This is a genomic window from Serratia sp. CY84636 (genome assembly GCF_052166245.1).
Taxonomy (GTDB): domain Bacteria; phylum Pseudomonadota; class Gammaproteobacteria; order Enterobacterales; family Enterobacteriaceae; genus Serratia; species Serratia nevei.
Window position 1 is genome coordinate 1,419,633 of record NZ_JBJNOX010000002.1, and the last position, 18,039, is coordinate 1,437,671.

Genomic DNA, 18,039 nt, shown 5'->3' on the forward strand with positions numbered 1-18,039 from the left:
TACGCTAGGCTATATTTCCGACGACCCGCAAGGAGTGGCCAATGACGCCTCTGATCCACACTCTGCTTGACGAGATTTGGCAAAGCCTCGGGCAGCGCCCCGCGCCCTGCGACCGGTTAACCGTAAGCGGTACCGGCGCACTGCCTTCGGCTTTTCCCGTCACCGAATTGGCTACCGCCGCCTGGAGCGCCGCCGGTTTGGCCTGCGCCGAATTGCTTCTCCGCAAGGCAACCGAGGCGCCGCAGGTCTGGATCGATCAGCGCCTGGCCTCGCTCTGGTTTGGCTGGACGCTGCGTCCCCTCGGTTGGACGCTGCCTGCCGCCTGGGACGCCCTGGCCGGCGACTACGAGACGGCAGACGGCTGGATACGCCTGCATACCAATGCGCCGCACCATCGGCGGGCGGTGGAACAGGTGCTGGGCCCGGCATCGGATAAAGGTACGCTGGCGGCACGCGTGCTGAGCTGGAAAAAAAGCGAGCTGGAGCAGGCAGTGATCGAGGCCGGCGGCTGCGCGGCCCAAATGCGCTCGGCGGCCGCGTGGCGGCAACATATTCAGGGCAAGAGCGTGGCGCTCGAACCCTTGATCCACACCTCGTTGCAGCCGGAAGCACCGCCGCCGGGCTGGGCGCTGCCCATAGCCCGGCCGCTGCACGGCGTGCGGGTGCTGGATCTGACGCGCATTCTCGCCGGGCCGATCGCCACCCGTTTTCTCGCCGGTTTGGGTGCCGACGTGCTGCGCATCGATCCTTACGGTTGGGATGAACCCGGCGTCGAGCACGAGGTGATGCTGGGCAAGCGCAGCGCACGCCTCAACCTGACCAATGCGCACGATCGCCATACGTTTGAACATCTGCTGAGAAACACCGACGTGATCGTGCATGGCTACCGTGCCGGGGCGCTGGAGAAGTTGGGCTATGGCGCGGAGGAAAGACGCGCGCTGGCGCCGGGCCTGATCGACGTCTGTCTGAATGCCTACGGCTGGAACGGGCCGTGGCGCACCCGGCGCGGTTTTGACAGCCTGGTGCAGATGAGCTGCGGGTTGGCGGAGGCGGGCATGGTTTGGCGCAGCGCCAGTTTGCCGGTGCCGCTGCCGGTACAGGCTCTGGACCACGCCACCGGCTATTTGATGGCGGCGGCGGTGCTGACCGGTATGGCGCAGCGCCTGAGCCGCGGCACCGGCTACCACGCAAGGCTGTCGCTGGCGCGCACGGCGCAACTGCTGCTGGCGCATCCCTATCCGGCGCATTATCGGCCACAAGCCCTGACGCCGGCCGGCCCCACCGACGAAAACCCGGAAGCGGAACTGACCGACTGGGGCGCCGCGCAACGTCTGCGCGCCCCGTTAAGCCTGCAGGGCACGGCGCTGCAATGGGCGCTGCCGGCGACCGCGCTCGGCACCTCGCAGCCGGCGTGGCTGCGCCGTTAAATAGCCGCCAACTGTTGCTGCAGCCACTGCAGCAGACGTAAGACCGCCGGCGTCAACCCGGCGGTCTGCGGCCACACCAGATAAACGTCGTCATCGCTCAGGCGACAGGGCGCGGCCAGCGCCACCAGCCTTCCGGCGGCGATCGCATCCTGCACCAGCAGCTTTTTCGCCAGCGCGATGCCAAACCCCTGCTCGGCCGCGCGAATCAACAATCCGGCATCGTTGAACAACGCCTGTTGCCGCCCGCACAGCGAGCGCCCTTGCGCATTGAACCAGTCGCGCCAGGGGCTGACGTCGTGCTCCAGCAAGGGAACGTCGCCGCCGTTCTCGAATGCCGTTCCCCATTGCCGCGCCATGTCCGGCGAGGCGACCGGCAGCACATCGCCCGACGCGATGCGCTGTGCCTGCAGCCCCGCCCACTGGCCGTTGCCGATGCGGATCGCCGCATCGAATCCGCGCTGCGACAGATCCTGCAATGTCAGCGACGCATCGATATCCAGCGCAATATCGGCGCAGGCTTCATGGAAGGCCGGCAGGCGCGGCAACAGCCAGTAATGGGCAAAAGACGGCAGCACGCTGATACGCAGCGTCTGGCTTGCCGCGGCGCGCCGGGCGCGGGCAACGCCCTGCTGCAGCGCCTGCAGCGCCGGCTCTACCGCCGCCAGCATCTCTTTCCCGGCCGCATTCAGACGCACACCGCGCCCGCGCCGTTCAAACAGCGGGTAGCCGACCGCCTGCTCCAGCAGCTGGATTTGCTGGCTGACCGCACCATGCGTTAAATGCACCTGCTGCGCCGTGGCGCGCAAATTCTCCAACCTGGCGGCGATAACGAAGGTCGGTAAGACATGCAGGGGAAGGCGTTCACTCATCACTGGTTAGCCGGGTTATCCAAAAAGGTTATTTTTCATCGATTTTGACCTGCAGGCAACTGTTCTATGTTTATGCCATCTATCCCTGATGCTTTCGGAGCCGCCATGCACCCACGTTTACAACAGGATCTTACCCAGTTTCCGCAGATCCTCGACCACACCCGCCAGTTGGCGGAAGATTTTCTGGCCGGGCTGCAGCAGCGATCGGTCTGCCCACCGCTCGCGCAACAGCAGTTGCAACCCGGTGACGATCGGCTGGCGGAAAACGGTGAAGGCGCCCTGGCGGCGCTGGATGACTTTTGGCAGCGTTATCAGGCGGGCATTTCCGCCAGCGCCGGCCCGCGTTATTTCGGCTTCGTCACCGGCGGTGGCACCCCGGCGGCGGTCGCGGCGGACTGGCTGGTTAGCGTGACAGACCAAAATAGCCAGCTCAGTCATGATACGATCGCCGCGGCGATCGAGCTGGCCGCCGTGACGCAGTTGAAATCCCTGCTGGGCCTGCCGGAAGCGTTCAGCGGCAGCCTGGTCAGCGGTGCCACCATGGCCAATTTCGCCGGGCTGGCCATTGGCCGGCAGTGGCTGGGCCAACAGCACGGCGTGGATATTGCCCAACGGGGCCTGGCGGCGCTGGGGCCCATCCGGGTGCTGGCGGCCAATCCGCACGCCAGCAGCGTAAAGGCGCTCAGCATGCTCGGCATCGGCCGCGACGCGCTGACGACCGTCGCCAGCCTGCCGGAGTCTGAGGCCATGGATATGGCGGCGCTGGAGCGGCAGCTCGCCGCCGGCGAGGGCCGCCCCACGTTGGTGCTGGCCAGCGCCGGCACGGTCAACACCGTCGCTTTCGACGATCTGCCGCGTCTGCTGGCGCTGCGGGAGCGTTATCCGTTTTGGCTGCATGTCGATGCGGCCTTCGGGGGCGTGGCGGCCTGTTCGCCGCTGTATGCACCGCGACTCGCAGGCTGGCAACAGGCGGACTCCATCACCGTCGATGCGCACAAATGGCTGAACGTGCCTTATGACAGCGCGATCCAATTTACCCGCCATCTGGATCTGCAGATGCAGGTATTTCAGAACCATTCGGCCTACCTGGAAGCGCCGACGCCGCGGCCGGACAACTATCTGCATTTGACGCCGGAAAATTCGCGGCGCTTTCGCGCCCTGCCGCTCTGGCTGACGCTGAAAGCCTATGGCCGCAGCGGCATACGGGATATCGTCGAGCGCAACGTCCGATTGGCGCAGGCGCTGGGCGCGGCGTTAGCGGCCGACGACGGCTTCCGTTTGCTGGCGCCGGTGAATTTGAACGTGGTGTGCTTCGCGCTCAGCCGCCCGCTGGGCGACAGCGAAGCGGCGCGCGATCGCTTTCTCGAGCGCCTTAACCGGCACGGCGTGGTGCGTTGCACCCCAACGACCTATAACCATCAGCCGGGAATCCGCGCCGCGCTGGTCAACTGGATGACGGAGGAACGGGACATCCGGCTGGCGCTGGACTCGCTGCGCCACTGTCTGCCAGAGACGGCCTAAGGCGCGCGGCGCTATCCGAGTTGGAAGGCCTGCAAACGCCGCGCTTGCCGCCCGTCATCGCTGATGTTATCCGGCGACAGCCAGGCGGCAAAGGCGGCGTGTCGCGCCGGCCATTCCGCGTCGATGATCGACAGCCAATCGGTGTCGCGCGTGCGCCCTTTGACGACAACCGCCTGGCGGAAAGTGCCTTCGTACCGGAACCCCAAACGCTCGGCTGCCTGGCGCGAAGGCAAATTGAGGCTATCGCACTTCCATTCGCAGCGCCGATAGCCAAGATCGTCAAACAGATGCCGCAGCATCAGGAAAATCGCCTCGCTGCCCAGCGCGCTGCGCCTCATCAGCGGCGACCAGTTGATGGTGCCCAGTTCGGCCACGCCGTTGCCGGGATCGATGCGCAAAAAAGCGCAGGTCCCCACGGCGCGCCCGTTCGCCTGATCGACCACCACCATCGTGTTCCTGTCAGCGCTGGACGCCTGAGCCTGGAGGTAACGCTGAAAATCCTCGCGCGTCTGCGGCCGTTCCCAAAACAGATAGGTCCAGTCTCGGTCGTCCTCGGCAGTTTGGTAAGCCCGATAGAGCTCATCCCCCCAGCGCTCGAGGCTAAGGGGTTCAAGGCGGCAAAACCGCCCTTGCAGCAACCTGTGCCCGGGCAGGCCTGCCGGCTGCCAATGAGGAAGGGCATCGCCTATTGGCTGCCCATACTGATTCTGTCTCACTGCGACATCCTGCTTTTGAAAGGTGGAAAGGCAAGTTAAAACCAACGCGGGCCGGAGACAACTCCGACCTGCCCCCCGCCCCGCTGGCGCGGGCAACAGGATGATAGTTTAGAAAAACAACTCAATCACTGTTAAATATTCACCAAAATTATTTCAATCAAAATAAATATCCAGATAACTCATTGTAAAACGGTGATTTATAGCAACAATTAAGCTACACATTTCAGCCACAACGTTAACTTTTGTTGGTTGTTATGATAAAAAAAGAAGTGATTATCATTAACAGGTGAGGAAGGATAGGATTCAACTTAATGATTTTTATCGTTAAAAAAACAAAGAAACCAAAAGAACACTTTTTAAGCGCTCAAAAAGCGCACTGAAAAACTTCAAAAAGCCAACACATGAATTTTTTTTAAGACTTTTCCTAGCAAACTAAAATTTTGTTTCGTGACATGATGAACAGAATCTCGGCAAGCAATGTCAGCAAGCGCGGGCGCCAAGCGCAAGTCAGGCCGATCGCGTCAACGCCGAGCGGGCAGCAAATCTCGCTGACTTAAGCCAAACTTATAGATTCATGTGATTAATAAGTTTAGTATGAAAATATCATTGAGTGCCGTCGTGTTTATTGATAGAACACTGGCTACACTGAATTATTGCTCCATTTTGCCTTTCGGCTTTTTAGGCTTTTTCTCATATTACCGCAGTAAAACGGATTTAAGTGGGGGTGCGATATGCCAACGATCATCATGGATTCATGTAGCTATACCAGATTGGGATTAACCGACTATCTGACTTCGCATGGCGTGAAAAAACGCCATATTAATGCCATCGAGGATATTGACAGCCTGCATGAAAAATGCAGCAAGTTGAATCCGAGCCTGGTGTTTATTAACGAGGACTGCTTCATCCACGAAGCAAACGCCACCGAGCGAATAAAACGGGTGATTTCACTGCACCCGGATACGTTATTCTTCATCTTCATGGCTATTACCAATGTACATTTCGACGATTATTTATATGTTCGCAAGAACGTCATCATATCGTCAAAATCCATCAAACCAGAGACTATGAATCAGCTACTTAGTCACTATCTCGAGAGAACGTCCCTACGGGCGGAGAAGTCCTCTCTGGACCAAACGCCGGTAACGCTGAGCCAGACCGAATCGAACATGTTACGCATGTGGATGTCCGGTCAAGGCACCATCCAGATATCAGACCAGATGCAAATAAAGGCCAAAACGGTCTCCTCCCACAAGGGAAACATCAAGCGGAAAATAAAGACGCACAACAAGCAGATCATTTACCACGTTGTTCGTTTGACCGATACGCTGACCAGTGGAATATTTGTCAATAGCCGTTGAGCCGCAGAGAATGCCCCCACTCTGTTTTGTCGGCCGTTAAATATCCGGGGATAAAGTCACCGGGATATCGGATACTGGAACCACCAAAAGAATACCTGCTGCGCTATCCCCCCGCTAGCGCAGCGGGTATTTTTTTGCCGGCGATAAAAAAAATCTTACCGTAATGAAATAATCTCAAAATGGACAATTTCATTAGCAAATTAATGAGATTAACCGATGTTACTGCCCATGCTCGCGACATGGCTCCACAAACGTCCCGTCACGGCTGTCGATTTCATTAAAAAACCATACGCCCGCCGGATAGTCTTCAAGAGAAACCAGATACATAGTCCCTTCGTTGAATACCTCTACGGCCAGAATGACGCCCTCGCGCCGCGGGCCGCCGTCTGTTTTTACCGTCACTCGATCGTTAACCTGCATACCGTTCCCCATCATTTGCGATTGGCATCAGTGTATGACAAAACCCATAGGGAAGGACACCGCCCCGCACCAATCCGGCCTCGCTCTCAGCGTAGCCGCCGCCCGGATTTTCACTTTCTTAACGGTTTGGCCGCAGAATCTTAAGCCGGCCTCACGTAGCCTGTCTTCAGGCGTTTCCCCCCCAGAGAAGCGCTCGCAAATGAAGAAGTAACAAGGAACTTTTGCCCGCAGACTTGCGGGCTTTTTTTTGCGCACCGCCGAATTGCAGGCATAAAAAAACCCGCCGCGGCGGGTTTTTTTCAATCAGCGGTAGACGCCAATTAGATAGCGGTAACGTTAGCCGCAGATGGACCTTTCGCACCGTTCTCGATAGAGAACTGTACGTTCTGGCCTTCAGCCAGGGTCTTGAAGCCTTGATCCTGGATAGCAGAGAAGTGTACGAATACATCTTTGCTGCCGTCTGCTGGGGTGATGAAACCAAAACCTTTAGCTTCGTTGAACCACTTCACTTGACCTTTGATCAGGTTAGACATGTCTATCTTCCTTCAATAATAAATGTAAGCCGCTATGGGCGATATAGCCGGTCATCAGTTACTTATGGAGGCACTGGAAAGGAAATTCGTCAGAGAAGGGCTATCCGGGATAACGCTTTTAATTTGAACTACTTTACTCAAAATGTCGTGCATAAATAGGTCTGTACCACAGGCCGGTAAGCATTAACTCACGAGCGGGCGGCAATAGCAACTCTTTTCGCCTCGTCGTGCCGTTTACCTCGGCTAAACGCACAGGATTTGACCCTGTTTGTCGACGCTATCGCCGAGCGTCTTCTCCTTACCGGCCAAGACAAATGATAGTAATTATCGTTACGCTGTTTTATAGTTGCACAAAGAAATCATTCAGGGAGATTCACCATGCCGAGATGGCTCACATTACCGGCCGCCAGCGTTACCGCCCTGCTGGCCTTTGCCGCTTGCAGCGCCCCGCTGGGCGCGCTGGAGCTGAATTATCAGCCCCCAGAGCCCAGCGTTTCCCCGCCCCCAAAACCGGTGGCTCCGCCGGGGCCGCCCCCCAAGGCGGCGAAACCGCCGATTACCTGGGCAGAGGCACGCGACAAGAACGGTTTTCGCGTCGATATCGAATGCGATCATCCAGGCTGCAGCAAGCCGCGCGCCAAACCTTATCCCGCCTATGAAGGCCCGGTGAAGAAAACCGATCGCCGCCGCCAATCCGATCCTTACTCCACCAATCAGGATCCCGATTACAACATTCAGTTGGGCTATGAGTGGTAGCGGCGCTTTCGGAGTAATACCTATATCAGCCACCCTCGCCGCTGCATAAAATAGCGCCAGTTCACCACTCCTCCTGGTGTTGAACACAACAAGCTGTGTTGCAAATCTTTATGCGCCTCCCTATAGGCGCTTTTTTTGCTCCTCCCTCATGCCCGTTTCCCGATTACAGATTGCTCTCATTGCCCCGTAAAGTGATGAATGTCACAAATACGCCTCCTTGCCATTCTTATTCGGAGGTGATGTTCATGGCCACAGGATCCCTTGCCCTCTTGGCTGCCTTGGCCGGCATTGCGGGCTATTCGCTCTATAAACACTTCAAATCTCAGAAGAAAAGTACATTCGTTCGCCCGCACGATCGGTAATCGATAACGTGTTTACACCGCGAAGGCGCGGCACGCCGCACGCCGCGCCTTCGTGGACCGTCATGTTTTCATCACAAAAATGTCACACTATGGCCATATGATGATTCGCGATTATCCGCTCTGGCTTAACACCAAGGATTTCGCCCATGACCATAATTAAAGCTGCAAACCATCAGGAAGCAGAAAAGCTCATCCGCGCCGGCACAGCCAAGAAAATCGAACTGGCCTACGATATCGGCAGCGATGACTTCTTCCAGCTTGCCAGCCTGTGGTGCGATAAAGGCGCCAAGATCTCCAAAGGGAAAGAACACTTTATCGTCTCGTTAAAAGGGTTCCGCATCCCCCCTAACGATTGATATCCAGCCGCCCATCGCGGCGGCGTCCTCCCTTCCTCGCAAAACAGCTCTATTCGACCACGCGCACCTCATTCGATTTCGCTAAGCTAACAGCAGACTTTATTGCGGGCGTTCCGCCTGGATAACCACGTCCGCCACGATGAGGAGAATGAGCATGTCAACAAATGCAGCGCAGCCCGGCACGATGAAAGCCATTGAGATCAGCCAACCGGGCGCTCCCGAGGTTCTGGTCGTCACCGAACGCCAGGTGCCCGCCCCGCAAGCGGGCGAACTCCTGGTGAAAATCGCCGCCGCCGGCGTTAACCGCCCCGACGTGCTGCAGCGCCAGGGGAACTATGCGCCACCGCCCGGCGCTTCGGATATCCCCGGCCTGGAAATCGCCGGCGAAGTCGTCGCCATCGGTGAAGGCGTGACCCACTTCGCGCTCGGCGATCGGGTTTGCGCCCTCATCGCCGGCGGCGGCTATGCCGAATACTGCACCGTGCATGAAAGCAATGCGCTGCCGGTGCCGGCGGGCCTGAGCCTGACCGAGGCCGCCGCGCTGCCGGAAACCTTCTTTACCGTCTGGGTCAACGTGTTCCAGCGCGGCCACCTCAAAGCCGGCGAAACCGTGTTGATCCACGGTGGCACCTCCGGCATCGGCACGGTCGCCACCATGCTGGCAAAAGCCTTCTGCGCGCAGGTGATCACCACCGTTGGCTCCGAAGAGAAGCGCCAGGCCAGCCTGGCGCTGGGCGCCGACGTGGCGATTAACTACCGCAGCGAAGATTTTGTCGCACGCACCAAAGACGCCACCGACGGCAAAGGCGCCGACGTGATCGTCGATCTGATCGCCGGCGACTATCTGGCCAAGAACTATCAGGCCGCGGCAATGGAAGGCCGCATCGTACAAATCGGCACGCAAAATGGCGTGGTAAAAGAGCTCAATCTGATGCCGCTGCTGTTGAAACGCCTGACCCATACCGGTTCAACGCTGCGCTCACGCAGCGTCGCGGACAAAGCGCAGATTGCCGCCGATCTGCACGAGAAGGTTTGGCCGCTGCTGGAGCGCGGCGTGCTGAAGCCGCAAATTTTTAGAACCTTCCCGCTCGAGCAGGCCGCCGCCGCGCATGCGCTGATGGAGTCCAGCGAGCACATCGGCAAGATCATGTTGACGTTCTGAAACCGTTCCCCGCAGCCTGCGCTGCGGGGAAACCGATGCCGCGCTCAGGGAATGATGCCGCGGCGGCGGAACTCATCGAACAGCGAGAAAAACATGGCTTCGGTTTCGACAAACTGATGGAAACCGAAACGCCGCGCCTTGCTGCCGTCCGCGAACATGTCATAGTCCCAGGAAAAGACGAAGTCGGCGAAACGCCAGCCGGCCACCGCGCGATAGTCCGGTTCGGTCAATTGGTGCCGTTGCACCAGCTCTCGCCACAGCATCGCTTTGTCCGCCATCATGCTCTCCAACGGCATCGGCAGCGGCGGCGCGCATTCCAGCCCGAAGTAAGCGGCGATTTTTGGCCACATCTCGCTCCAGCGAAACAGATCGCCATTGTTGATATTAAACGCCTGATTGGCCGCCGCCGGTTCGGTCGCCGCCCAGAGCGTGGCACGCGCCAACAGCCCGGCATCGGTCATTTCCAGCAGGCTGTGGTAAGCGCCCGGTTTGCCGGGGAAACGCAACGGCAGCCCAAGCGCTTTACTGATCGACGCGTAAACCGCGATGCTTAACGCCAGGTTCATCGGATTGCCGAGGGAGAAGCCCCCCACCACGCTCGGGCGAATGGCGCTCCAGTGCCAACGTTTGCCGGCCTGACGCTGCGCCAGATACTGCTGTTGCGCCATGTTAAACTCCGGCGGCATATGCCCGGCGTCGCTTTCGCGCGCCGGCGTTTTAAACGGCCCCAAATGAGCGCCATATACCTTATAGCCCTGCATCAGGCTGATATGTTCCAACGCCGGCGCGATCGGCTCCAGCCCCTCGACGACGTTTTGCAACATCTGCAGATTGGGCGCCACCAGGCCCGCCCAATCCGGCGCATCCTGATAGGCGGCATAGAAAACGTGGCTAACCGCGCTCAGCGGCCGCAGCGCGTCGCGCGTCGCCACCGCATCCAGCAGATCCACCTGCAGGTGGCGCACACCAGGCGCCGGTTGCCCACCCCGGCGCGAGACGCCCACCACGGGCCAGCCCTGGCCGGTCAGTTCCTCAATCAAACGGCGCCCTATCACGCCATTGGCGCCGATCACTAACGCCTGTCGCTTTGCGTTCATCTTGTCACTCCTCGGGTTGTCGATGCCCCGAGTGTTATTGATTAGCACTGCTTGCGGTAGACGAGAACCTCCACTAACACTAATAAGAAAAACCTATAGGCAAGATCGACATGGATAAGCTGAACGCAATGAAAACCTTTATGCGGGTGGCGGAGCTGGGCAGCCTGTCGGCCGCCGCTCGCGATCTGCGCTTGACGCAGCCGGCGGTCAGTCAGCAAATCGCCGGTCTGGAGCAGGAGCTGGGGGCGCAGCTGCTGTTTCGCAGCACCCGGGCAGTCTCCCTGACCGAGGCCGGCAGCGGTTATTATCAACGCCTCAAAGCGATTCTGGCGGCGGTCGACGAAGCGGAAGAGGCACTGCACGGCCAGCGCCACCGGCTGCAGGGCAACCTGCGCCTTCACGCACCGACCGGATTCGGCCAGCGGCACGTCACGCCGCTGGCCATCGCTTTCCAGCAGCGCCATCCGGACCTCACCATCGAGCTGCTGCTGGACGATCGGCGCGCCGACGTGATCGGCGAAGGCATCGACGTGGCGCTACGCTTCGGCGAACTGCACGCGCCCGGCATGGTGGCGAAACGGCTGGGCGAACTGCAACGCCTGCTGGTGGCGTCACCGGCGTATCTGGCAGAGCATGGCGCGCCACGCTCGCCGGCGGAGCTGGCAAAACATGCGCACATTCGCTACAGCGGATTGAACGACGGGGATACGCTCACCCTGATCGGCCCGCACGGCCCCGAAATAGTGGCGCTGCGGCCCACGTTCCGCGCCAACAATACGCTATCGCTGCTGACGGCCATCGAGGCAGGGCTTGGTATCGGCGGCGCTCAGCGGCCGTTGATCGGCGAGCAGCTGGCGACAGGGGCGCTGGTGCCCGTATTGCCGGAATACCGCTATCCGCCCATGGCGCTGCACGCGGTCTATCCCGCATTACGATTTATTCCGGAGAAAGTGCGCGCCTGGGTGGCGCATCTGCAACAGGCGTTGACGGCGATTGAGGGAATTAGCGGAGTGAATGCCCCCGGCCAGACGCCGGGAGCATAAGCCTTATTTGAACAGTTTGCCGACCATGTCGCCCAGTTCGTTGCTGTCTTGCTGCACTTCGCCATTTGGCGAAGCGGCATCCGCGACCGTTGGCAAGAACTGTGCAATGGTGCTGGAGGCCTGAGCCGGATCGACACCCAGCTTTTCAGCCAGCTGATTAATCGCATCGCTACCCAACGCCTGCTGTACGTGATCGCCGGTAATCGGTTGGTTTTCGCCATTGCCGAGCCAGGAGCCGACGATATCGCCGAACTGCCCCTGACGGAACTTGTCTAAAATGGCCTGCAGGCCACCTTGTTGCTCAACCCACTGCATAATGGCGATGTAATCGATGCCTTTGCCACCGTTGGCGCCGCCGCCCAGAATGTTACCCAATACGCTATCGAACAGACCCATGATATTCCCCTTTCAGCCGATACGGCCCGCGCCGCACCGCCGGATTGATTTCACGAAAAAGGGCCGCCGCAGCGACCCTGTTGAGCAACGGCTGCTTAGCCTTTGATCTTCCTGTAGACAAAAAGCACCACCAGGGCACCGATTACCGCCACCACAAAGCTGCCCAGGTTAAAACCGTCAACGCGACCCATACCGAAGAAGGTGCTGATATAGCCGCCGACCACGGCGCCCACGACCCCCAGTACCACGGTCATAATAAACCCGCCGCCGTCTTTGCCCGGCATAATCCATTTGGCCAGGATACCGGCGATTAAACCAAAAATGATCCAGGAAATGATGCCCATCTTTACTCTCCCTATTACCTTTTGCCTAACAGAAATCCTATTACCAGGCCCACGACGGCGCCGGCGCCTATCCCCGCCCAAGGATTATCCTTGATGCAGGCACATGATTGCTCGAGCGCCGCTTTTACACCGCTGCGCACTTCGCAGGCGGTGGTTTTCACGTAGTCGCTCGGTTGCTCAACACCGTTTAGAACGTCATTTTCATATGACATGTCAAATCCTTACAGACCAACCCTCTGAGAATTGCGTCACATGTTTCACGCCCGGCACCGCCCGCCCCGCGATCTTGCTCCGGGCAATCTGCCCGCTGCCGCTCAATGCAGGGCTTACGGCGACAAACGCACAACTTCACACTATGACTATAGTAAAAAATCAGCGGTTTACCCATTTCCGTCCGTCTGAATTTCACCGTACAAAAAACGATCTAATTTCATCCTGCTGTCATCTCGACAGACTAAACTTTAAACAAATCTCCGGGAGGAAACGCCCATGTTCAATGCCCCGTTCATCCTGATTCTCGCACTGCTGTACGCGCTGGCCGCCGTTTGGGACGGTTCCGCCGCGTTACTGTTTCTCTAAGGTTACATAGCGGTTGTCACTTTTGCGATGCGCTTAATTGTGTCTTTATTTTTCAATTGCGTCAGCCGGTTGAAATAGCGGTAAATATCCTCCTTTTCCTCGGTAAAAATCCTAACTTGCCCCGTTATCCGTGCGTTGCTAAATAAAGCGCAAAAAAAAGCATTAATGGAAAACCCTATTTAGCACCAAATGTTCTATCATTCGCCGTAAAACAATTTGGGTTAAGGTCCCATTGGGAAAGAAAAGGAAGAACAGGAAAAATGCTTTCAAACCAACGCTTTGAGCGCGAATTCTTGCACCCTCGTTATTGGTTGCTGTGGATAGGGCTAGGAATGCTCTATCTCTTGGTGTTACTGCCCTACCCGCTCATATATCGGCTTGGACACGGCCTCGGCAGAATAGCCATGCGCCTGATGAAACGCCGGGTAAAAATAGCGCGCCGCAATTTAGCACTCTGCTTCCCCGCAATGCCCGCCGCCGAGCGCGAGGCGCTGATCGTCAAAAATTTTGAGTCCGTCGGCATGGGCCTGTTCGAAGTCGGCATGGCCTGGTTCTGGCCCGACTGGCGCATCGCCCGCTGGTTCAAGGTGAGCGGCATGGAAAACATGCAGCTGGCACGCCAGGACGGCAAAGGCGTTCTGCTGATCGGTCTGCATTTCCTGACGCTGGAACTGGGCGCGCGCATTTTCGGCATGCAAAATCCCGGCATCGGCGTGCATCGCCCGCATAACAACAAGCTGATGGAGTGGGTCCAGACCCGCGGCCGGCTGCGCTCGAATAAGTTCATGATCGATCGTAAAGATATCAAAGGCATGATCCGCAACCTGAAACAGGGGGAAATCCTGTGGTACGCGCCGGATCACGATTACGGTCCGCAAAGCAGCGTGTTCGCGCCGTTCTTCGCCGTTGAAAACGCCGCCACGACAACCGGTACCTTTATCCTGGCGCGCATGGGGCGGCCGTCGATCGTGCCTTTCGTGCCGCGCCGGCTGCCGCATGCGCAGGGCTATGAGCTGATCGTACAGCCGCCGCTGAAGGACTTCCCGCTGGACGATGAAACGCGCGCGGCGGCCATGATGAACCGCGTGGTGGAAGAACAGGTGCTGCTGGCACCCGATCAGTACATGTGGCTGCACCGCCGGTTTAAAACCCGTCCGCCCGGCGAACCTTCGCTGTATTAACGCCCTCGTGCCTTCGCCCGCCACACCGCTGGCGAAGGCGCGCTCGCCTCGCACAAGCATTCTTCGCCAAGGGAACTACACTAATAAGTCACCGACGGCAATCATTGCCGCCAGCAACCATTTCTTCCTGCCCGCGGGCCGGTCGTTGCCTGTCGGGTCACAACCGAGGTCAATGTCATGCTGGTACAACCCTATCTGTTTTTCAGCGGTAACTGTGAGCAAGCGATTAACTTCTACGTGCAGCAGTTGAATGCCAAAATTGAAATGGTCATGCGTTACAAAGACATGCCCGAAGAGGCTCGGCAAGGCGGGCCACAGGACGTCAACCCGGAGGCGATCATGCATGCGCGCCTGCTGATCGGCGACGGCGTGCTGATGGCCTCCGACGGCTGCCCGCAGGACGACAGCGGCGGCGCTTCCCATAAAGGCTTCTCGCTGTCGCTGAACCCCAGCGATGCGGAGCAAGGGCGCAAGCTGTTCGATAATCTGGCGCAGGGCGGCCAGGTGACGATGCCTTACCAGGCCACCTTTTGGGCCAAAGGCTTCGGCATGCTGACCGATAAATTTGGCGTCAACTGGATGATCAACGTCGAATAACCCGCCATGGCGCCGCTAGCTATAGCGGTGCCAGTCATACGCCGCCTTGGCGAACAGCACGAACAGCAGCGTCAACAGCACCAACCCCAACCGCCAATAGGGCGATCGGCGGCGCCGCCAGGCGATGTACATCATCCCCGCCAGCGCCCCCAGCGTAAGGGGGTAATACACCGCCAGCGTCAGTAAAACGATCATGATGTAATCCGACATTGACTCTTTACTCCGTAGTCTTCACACCGCCACAGAGGCAGATTGCGGCATGCCTTTCTCCGTATCGCCTCGTTAAGGGCTAGAGGTCTGGCGCATTTATGCATAAAATATAGGATTGCTCTTAACTCAAATTGAATAGTAATCAAACAACAAGGGTGACATGACTCAGCAGCAACCCATACAGGATGCCGTGCCGCCGCGCAGCGTTAAAAGCTCCCCATTATTATTTCAGGCCGGCGTGTTTGTCATCATCGTTGCCGCCGCGCTGATCCTCTTTAACAGCTGGCAAATCTGGAACGCGCACCAGCGCGATCTGCGCAGCGCCGAGCATGAATCCGCCAACCTCGCCCGCTCGCTGGCGCAGCACGCCGACGATACCTTCATGCAGGTGGACGGCAATCTGCTCGATCTGACCGAACGTCTCCAGAACGACGGGCTGGGCCCATCGCAGCTGACGCGGCTGCAGCGCGTCATGCAGACGCAGGTCGGCAATCTACCGCAGCTGCATGGGCTGTTTATCTACGATGCGCGCGGCCGCTGGCTGGCGACCTCCTCGGGCAAGTTCATCAAGAACGCCAACAACGCCGATCGTGATTACTTCAAATACCATCAAAACCGCGACGGCGGCGGTCTGTACATCGGCAAGGTGATCCGCAGCCGCACTAGCGGCGATCTGATCATCCCCGTATCACGGCGCTTCAACAACCCGGATGGCAGCTTTGGCGGCGTGGTGCTGGCGACGCTGTACGTCGATTATTTCCGCCAGTTTTACGACAGCTTCGCCCTCAACACCGACGCCTCGTTGAACCTGCTGCTGGCGGACGGCACCATCCTTTACCGTCGCCCTTACTCAGCGGCCTCGATCGGTAAAAACATCGCCAAGGGCGTGTTGTTCAGCGAAATTTTACCGCATTCGGAGTTCGGCAACGCCACCATCACCTCGCTGTACGACAAAGTGGAGCGCATCTACGGCTATTCGCGGGTCAATCGCTTTCCGCTGGTGATCGCCGCCGGGCTGTCGAAGCGCGACGCGCTGGCGGACTGGCGCACCGACGCCGGCCTGTTTGCCGCCGGCGGCCTCTCTCTGCTGATGATCCTGTTGGCGATGGGCATGGTACTGCTGCGGCAAATCAAGCACAGCATGCAAACCGAAGCCGAGCTGATGCGCACCCGCGATCAGCTGACCAGCATCAACCAGATGCTCGAAGAGTTGGCGCTGCTGGACGGCCTGACCGGTCTGGCCAATCGCCGCCAGTTTGATATCGCGCTGAAGAACGAGCTGGCGCGGGCTTCGCGCAACTACCGCAGCGTGGCGCTGCTGATGCTGGATATCGACTACTTCAAGCAGTACAACGACAGCTATGGCCACGTCGCCGGCGACCAGTGCCTGCAGCAAATCGGCCAAACGCTGAAGGGGCTGGCGTGCCGCAGCAACGACATTCTGGCGCGCTACGGCGGCGAAGAGATGGGGATTATCCTGCCGGATACCGACGTGCAGGGCGCGCTGATTTTCGCCGAACGCGTCATCCAGGCGGTGCGAGATCTGAAAATTCCGCATCAGGGCAACCCGCACGGCATCGTTACCATCAGCATCGGCATCTGCGCCAAAGTGCCGCATATGTATAACGATACGCCGATCAGCTTTATCAATGAGGCGGACAGCGCGCTGTATCAGGCCAAGAAAAAAGGCAAAAACTGCATTTACGGCGCTTAAGCAATCATCGGGTCACCAAAATTTGGCGGCCCGATTTATTCACCCGGCAAAAATGAAATAGTTTCCCTCCGCAACATTATTTCACCGACTCGCCCCGCTCTCTGAATGAAATAACGCCAATAAATAAGCAGGGTATTTATTTCTAATATAATTCAATAAGATAAAAAATACGCCGTTCAACAACCCATTCGTGCCATTTTTGATTATTCGTGCCTACGCCAGGCCTCGTTTAGCCCCCGTTTACTTTTTATTGGCGTTGCCGGTGATACTCTTGTCAGGACTATTCTATATATCAGGAAGCCATCGCACGCTTCGGCGCACTGCGCCCTGCTGATTCATCCATAATAGAACCCGCAAATTTCACGTTGCAATTGGGCGACCGGCGCAAAAATTTCTGGCGCCGCTCCAGCCAGCCACTGCGCAAGCCAGTGCAGCCAACCACGCGGCAACCTGAAAGACGGGAATAAAGCGATATAGATTTGCAAGGAGATCTCATGCCTACTGGCGATATTACGCGTGAACGGGCCGTTCTGACGCTGCCGTTGCGACAATGGGCGGCGCAAGAAGCGTCCAGCGCGGTCAGCGAACTGGAACAGGGCAAGGTGCTGTTTCTGCCCGAGCTGGCCTTCACCCTGTCTGAGCAGGAAATGCCGCTGCTGGATCCGGCGTTGGTCGATCCGAAGCGCAAGAACATCAGCTATCAGCCGCTGTCCGGCAAGCTGACCGGCGTCGCCGTGGCGGAACGCCGACAGCAGGTTCAGCAACTGCTGGAGCGCTATTACCAGTCGTGCCGTCAGCTGATCGCCGGGCTGTTGCCCGAGTATCAGGAGGCGCTGCACCACCCAACCGGCAGCCTGCGTTTGCATCCGGTCTCCGCCTGGCGCGCCAATAGCTCCTGGCGCAAAGACGACAGCCGGCTGCACGTCGACGCTTTCCCGTCGCGCCCGAACTACGGCGAACGCATTCTGCGCATTTTCACCAACATCAATCCGCACGGTGAACATCGCCAATGGCGGGTCGGCGAGCCGTTCCCTGAGCTGGCGGAACGCTTTATGCCGCGTCTGGCCCGCTATTCGGCGTTAAGCAGCTGGCTGCAGCACCAGGTGCGCATCACCAAAACCCGCCGCAGCCATTATGACCACCTGATGCTGCAGTTGCATGACGCCATGAAGGCCGATGGCGATTATCAGCAGCGTGGCCCACAGCTGGCGCTGGCGTTCCCGCCGGGCAGCAGCTGGATTTGCTTCTCGGACCAAACGCCGCACGCCGCGATGGGCGGCCAGTTTATGCTGGAACAGACCTTCCTGCTGCCGGTGAATAAAATGCAGGATCCGCAGCGTTCACCGCTGAAAGTGTTGGAACAGCTGCGCGGCCAGCCGTTGATCTGACTGATTT

The 18,039-nt window shown here is 58.5% G+C and carries 20 protein-coding genes; 11 read left to right on the forward strand and 9 right to left on the reverse strand.

Annotated features, from left to right (window positions below; all coding sequences use genetic code 11):
• Positions 1–41: 41 nt before the first annotated feature.
• Positions 42–1,427 carry a CoA transferase gene (locus ACJ8QI_RS11290; RefSeq protein WP_442532497.1) on the forward strand — a complete coding sequence of 462 codons (1,386 nt, stop codon included), beginning with the start codon at positions 42–44 and terminating at the stop codon, positions 1,425–1,427.
• Here ACJ8QI_RS11290 and ACJ8QI_RS11295 read toward each other — a convergent pair.
• Positions 1,424–2,299, reverse strand: a complete 876-nt coding sequence (locus tag ACJ8QI_RS11295) for a LysR substrate-binding domain-containing protein (protein ID WP_070914613.1) — start codon at positions 2,297–2,299, stop codon at positions 1,424–1,426. The two genes, ACJ8QI_RS11290 and ACJ8QI_RS11295, sit on opposite strands and share 4 nt — an antisense overlap.
• Positions 2,300–2,401: 102 nt before the next feature.
• Between ACJ8QI_RS11295 and ACJ8QI_RS11300 the strand changes: the two genes are divergently transcribed.
• Entirely contained in the window at positions 2,402–3,817 is a 1,416-nt protein-coding gene (locus ACJ8QI_RS11300) for a pyridoxal phosphate-dependent decarboxylase family protein (RefSeq protein WP_442532498.1), read from the forward strand.
• Between the two features lie 11 nt (positions 3,818–3,828).
• Here the strand turns inward: ACJ8QI_RS11300 and ACJ8QI_RS11305 are convergent, their stop codons facing one another.
• Positions 3,829–4,470: a GNAT family N-acetyltransferase gene (locus ACJ8QI_RS11305; protein ID WP_102985022.1), complete on the reverse strand. Its 642-nt coding sequence runs from the start codon at positions 4,468–4,470 to the stop codon at positions 3,829–3,831.
• A 794-nt stretch (positions 4,471–5,264) separates the two neighbouring features.
• Here ACJ8QI_RS11305 and rcsA point away from each other — a divergent pair.
• Complete coding sequence (gene rcsA / locus ACJ8QI_RS11310) at positions 5,265–5,894, forward strand: transcriptional regulator RcsA (RefSeq protein ID WP_033635078.1); 630 nt, start codon at positions 5,265–5,267, stop codon at positions 5,892–5,894.
• A 219-nt stretch (positions 5,895–6,113) separates the two neighbouring features.
• On the opposite strand, the gene dsrB is transcribed toward rcsA, so the two are convergent.
• Positions 6,114–6,314, reverse strand: a complete 201-nt coding sequence (gene dsrB / locus ACJ8QI_RS11315) for a protein DsrB (protein ID WP_038877309.1) — start codon at positions 6,312–6,314, stop codon at positions 6,114–6,116.
• A 320-nt stretch (positions 6,315–6,634) separates the two neighbouring features.
• Positions 6,635–6,847, reverse strand: coding sequence for a transcription antiterminator/RNA stability regulator CspE (gene cspE / locus ACJ8QI_RS11320; protein WP_049201327.1), 213 nt, complete (start codon positions 6,845–6,847; stop codon positions 6,635–6,637).
• Positions 6,848–7,225: 378 nt separating this feature from the next.
• Here cspE and ACJ8QI_RS11325 point away from each other — a divergent pair, with 378 nt between their 5' ends.
• The 3 genes from ACJ8QI_RS11325 (at position 7,226) to ACJ8QI_RS11335 (ending at position 9,483) form a co-directional block, all read left to right on the forward strand.
• Complete coding sequence (locus tag ACJ8QI_RS11325) at positions 7,226–7,603, forward strand: hypothetical protein (RefSeq protein ID WP_060430257.1); 378 nt, start codon at positions 7,226–7,228, stop codon at positions 7,601–7,603.
• Between the two features lie 508 nt (positions 7,604–8,111).
• On the forward strand, positions 8,112–8,321 hold the full coding sequence (locus ACJ8QI_RS11330) for a hypothetical protein (protein WP_004935132.1): 210 nt from the start codon (positions 8,112–8,114) through the stop codon (positions 8,319–8,321).
• Between the two features lie 154 nt (positions 8,322–8,475).
• Positions 8,476–9,483 carry an NAD(P)H-quinone oxidoreductase gene (locus ACJ8QI_RS11335; protein ID WP_419722758.1) on the forward strand — a complete coding sequence of 336 codons (1,008 nt, stop codon included), beginning with the start codon at positions 8,476–8,478 and terminating at the stop codon, positions 9,481–9,483.
• Positions 9,484–9,527: 44 nt separating this feature from the next.
• On the opposite strand, the gene ACJ8QI_RS11340 is transcribed toward ACJ8QI_RS11335, so the two are convergent.
• A complete protein-coding gene (locus ACJ8QI_RS11340; RefSeq protein WP_442532499.1) occupies positions 9,528–10,580 on the reverse strand; it encodes an SDR family oxidoreductase in 1,053 nt (350 codons plus the stop codon).
• 110 nt (positions 10,581–10,690) lie between these two features.
• Here ACJ8QI_RS11340 and ACJ8QI_RS11345 point away from each other — a divergent pair, with 110 nt between their 5' ends.
• Positions 10,691–11,623, forward strand: a complete 933-nt coding sequence (locus ACJ8QI_RS11345) for a LysR family transcriptional regulator (protein WP_084827612.1) — start codon at positions 10,691–10,693, stop codon at positions 11,621–11,623.
• Between the two features lie 3 nt (positions 11,624–11,626).
• Here ACJ8QI_RS11345 and ACJ8QI_RS11350 read toward each other — a convergent pair whose 3' ends face one another.
• From ACJ8QI_RS11350 to ACJ8QI_RS11360, 3 genes are all read right to left on the reverse strand, one after another.
• On the reverse strand, positions 11,627–12,019 hold the full coding sequence (locus ACJ8QI_RS11350) for a YidB family protein (RefSeq protein WP_049201337.1): 393 nt from the start codon (positions 12,017–12,019) through the stop codon (positions 11,627–11,629).
• A gap of 95 nt (positions 12,020–12,114) precedes the next feature.
• The gene (locus ACJ8QI_RS11355; RefSeq protein WP_019453501.1) at positions 12,115–12,363 is read right to left on the reverse strand and encodes a GlsB/YeaQ/YmgE family stress response membrane protein; all 249 of its coding nucleotides are present in this window, start codon (positions 12,361–12,363) and stop codon (positions 12,115–12,117) included.
• A gap of 14 nt (positions 12,364–12,377) precedes the next feature.
• A complete protein-coding gene (locus ACJ8QI_RS11360) occupies positions 12,378–12,575 on the reverse strand; it encodes a DUF883 family protein (RefSeq protein WP_442532500.1) in 198 nt (65 codons plus the stop codon).
• Positions 12,576–13,202: 627 nt separating this feature from the next.
• Here ACJ8QI_RS11360 and ACJ8QI_RS11365 point away from each other — a divergent pair.
• A complete protein-coding gene (locus tag ACJ8QI_RS11365; RefSeq protein WP_442532501.1) occupies positions 13,203–14,123 on the forward strand; it encodes a Kdo(2)-lipid IV(A) acyltransferase in 921 nt (306 codons plus the stop codon).
• Between the two features lie 177 nt (positions 14,124–14,300).
• Entirely contained in the window at positions 14,301–14,720 is a 420-nt protein-coding gene (locus tag ACJ8QI_RS11370) for a VOC family protein (RefSeq protein WP_047730371.1), read from the forward strand.
• Between the two features lie 15 nt (positions 14,721–14,735).
• On the opposite strand, the gene ACJ8QI_RS11375 is transcribed toward ACJ8QI_RS11370, so the two are convergent.
• On the reverse strand, positions 14,736–14,930 hold the full coding sequence (locus ACJ8QI_RS11375) for a hypothetical protein (protein ID WP_336842519.1): 195 nt from the start codon (positions 14,928–14,930) through the stop codon (positions 14,736–14,738).
• A gap of 160 nt (positions 14,931–15,090) precedes the next feature.
• Here ACJ8QI_RS11375 and ACJ8QI_RS11380 point away from each other — a divergent pair, with 160 nt between their 5' ends.
• Together ACJ8QI_RS11380 and ACJ8QI_RS11385 are read left to right on the forward strand one after the other, a co-directional pair.
• Complete coding sequence (locus tag ACJ8QI_RS11380; RefSeq protein ID WP_442532502.1) at positions 15,091–16,644, forward strand: sensor domain-containing diguanylate cyclase; 1,554 nt, start codon at positions 15,091–15,093, stop codon at positions 16,642–16,644.
• A gap of 494 nt (positions 16,645–17,138) precedes the next feature.
• Entirely contained in the window at positions 17,139–18,032 is an 894-nt protein-coding gene (locus ACJ8QI_RS11385; RefSeq protein ID WP_060420598.1) for a Kdo hydroxylase family protein, read from the forward strand.
• The last annotated feature ends 7 nt before the right edge of the window (positions 18,033–18,039 follow it).